Source organism: Gryllotalpicola sp. CP2-P1, assembly GCF_057512245.1.
The window spans coordinates 1-1,982 of record NZ_JBLRDT010000325.1; the positions used below are offsets into that span (position 1 = coordinate 1).

2 protein-coding genes and 1 pseudogene are annotated in these 1,982 nt (G+C 71.7%); 1 reads left to right on the forward strand and 2 read right to left on the reverse strand.

The window, feature by feature from the left end; translation table 11 throughout:
• A partial coding sequence (locus ACM2XV_RS14805; RefSeq protein ID WP_487027488.1) for an NAD(P)/FAD-dependent oxidoreductase occupies nucleotides 1-506 on the forward strand: 506 nt, incomplete at its 5' end.
• Nucleotides 507-820: 314 nt separating this feature from the next.
• Here ACM2XV_RS14805 and recR read toward each other — a convergent pair.
• Together recR and ACM2XV_RS14815 are read right to left on the reverse strand one after the other, a co-directional pair.
• Nucleotides 821-1,420, reverse strand: coding sequence for a recombination mediator RecR (gene recR, locus ACM2XV_RS14810; protein ID WP_344774890.1), 600 nt, complete (start codon nucleotides 1,418-1,420; stop codon nucleotides 821-823).
• Nucleotides 1,420-1,982: pseudogene (locus ACM2XV_RS14815) on the reverse strand (hypothetical protein); the annotation flags it as partial. The pseudogene ACM2XV_RS14815 and the gene recR, both read right to left, overlap by 1 nt.

A 1,982-nucleotide genomic window follows, 5' to 3' on the forward strand; every position in this document is an offset into this window, starting at 1 on the left:
AGGCCCTCGTGGCCGACGCCGTCGTCGTGGCATGCGGCGCCTGGTCGTCCTCCGTGCTCGCACCTCTCGGCGTCTCGGTGCCGGTCGAGCCGCAGAAGGGCCAGATCCTGCACCTCAGGGTCGACGCGGACACCTCGAGCTGGCCCGTCGTGCACCGGGTCAGCTCGTCGCACTACCTGCTCGCCTTCGACGGCGGCCGCATCGTCGCCGGCGCCACCCGCGAGTTCGGCAGCGGGTTCGACACGCGCGTCACCGCCTTCGGCGTGCAGGAACTGCTGCGCAACGCACTGGTCGCGGCCCCCGGACTGTCGGATGCCGAGATCATCGAGACCCGCGTCGGGCTGCGCCCCCTTCCGCTCTCGAACTCGCAGGAGCCCGTGGTGCGCCGGCTCGACGTCGGCGGCTCTGTGCCGCTGTGGGTCAACGCCGGCTTCGGCGCCGCGGGCCTCACGATGGGCCCGCTGGTCGGCGACCGGCTCGCGGCCGAGATCGTCAGCGCCCTCTAGACGTCACGCTGGTCGACTCGGCGCAGCCCGCCACGCTGGTCGACTCGGCGAAGCCGAATGGAGACCCGACTGTGACGCCGGATTCCTGGCGCCGCGGTCGCCCGCGCACAATGCTCACCGCATGAGGTGGGCACATCACCCCGATTCCAACTCGCCCAAGTTGCCGCGTTTTGTACGATTCGGGATTCCCGTCATCGCCGCCGCGGTGATCTTCATCGCTGTCCTCGTGATGCAGTCGATCACGGGTGGTGGCGGGTGTCCTGTGCCGCGCATCAGGTGCGGTTCACCGTCGTGGGCTGAGGAACGGCGCCGGGTCACCCCACGACGACGCGGCGGCCCTCGAAGGCGCGGCCGAGGGTGACCTCGTCGGCGTACTCGAGGTCGCCGCCGACCGGAAGGCCGGAGGCGAGGCGGCTCACCCGGATCTCGAGGGTCTTCAGCAGCCGGCTCAGGTAGGTCGCGGTCGCCTCGCCCTCGAGGTTGGGGTCGGTGGCGATGATGACCTCTTCGACGGTGCCGTCGGCGAGGCGCTGCATGAGCTGCCGGATGCGCAGGTCGTCGGGCCCGACGCCGTCGATCGGGCTGATCGCCCCGCCGAGCACGTGGTAGAGACCGCGGAACTCGCGGGTGCGCTCGATCGCGACGACGTCTTTCGCCTCTTCGACGACGCAGATCAGCGACTGGTTGCGGCGCGGGTCGCGGCAGATCGAGCACAGCTCCTGCTCGGAGACGTTGCCGCACTGCTCGCAGAAGCGCACCTTGTCGCGCACCGCGAGCAGCGTCTCGGCGAGCTTGGTCACGTCGAACGACTCGGTCTGCAGGATGTGGAACGCGATGCGCTGCGCCGACTTCGGGCCGATGCCGGGCAGCCGGCCGAGCTCGTCGATCAGGTCTTGGACGATCCCTTCGTACATCAGCGGCCGCCGTTCTCAGGCAGCTGCTGCTCTTCGATGAACCGCGCGTTGAGGATCTCGCGCACGACGGCCTCGCCGTAGCGCTGCGAACTGGGCGCCGCGGCGAAGCTCGGGCCCTTGCGCGGCGCGGCGCGCTCCGCCGGTGGAGCAGCTCGCTCTGCGACCGTGTCGAGCCCCTTCTCCGCACGGGGCGGCGTGGGCGCCGACGGCGCGGTCGTGCCGCTCACGACGGGCCCCGCATCGGGGTCTTCCTCGAAGCTCGGGGCGTCGTCGTCGGACGGCGCGACCGTCGACCACCCCTCGTCATCGACCGCCGGCGCGACAGGCGACCAGCCGTCGTCGACGCTCGCCGAGACGGCGGATGCCTCGGCCCGCACCTCTTCCTTCGGAAGCGGCGGCACCGCCTGCAGCTTCGGGCGCTCGTGCACGGCGGGCGCCTCGGCCGTCTGCGGAGCGGTCGCCGCCCCTCCGCCGCCGGGGATCGCCACGGTGGCCCACGTCGTGACCGGGCCGCTGTCTTGCGGCGGGTTGGACACGACCGTGAGCCGCGGCGCCTGCGACT

Coding starts and splice junctions, on each gene's coding strand:
- recR (WP_344774890.1), bottom strand. CDS start 1,420: ATGTACGAAGGGATCGTCCAAGACCTGATCGACGAGCTCGGCCGGCTG.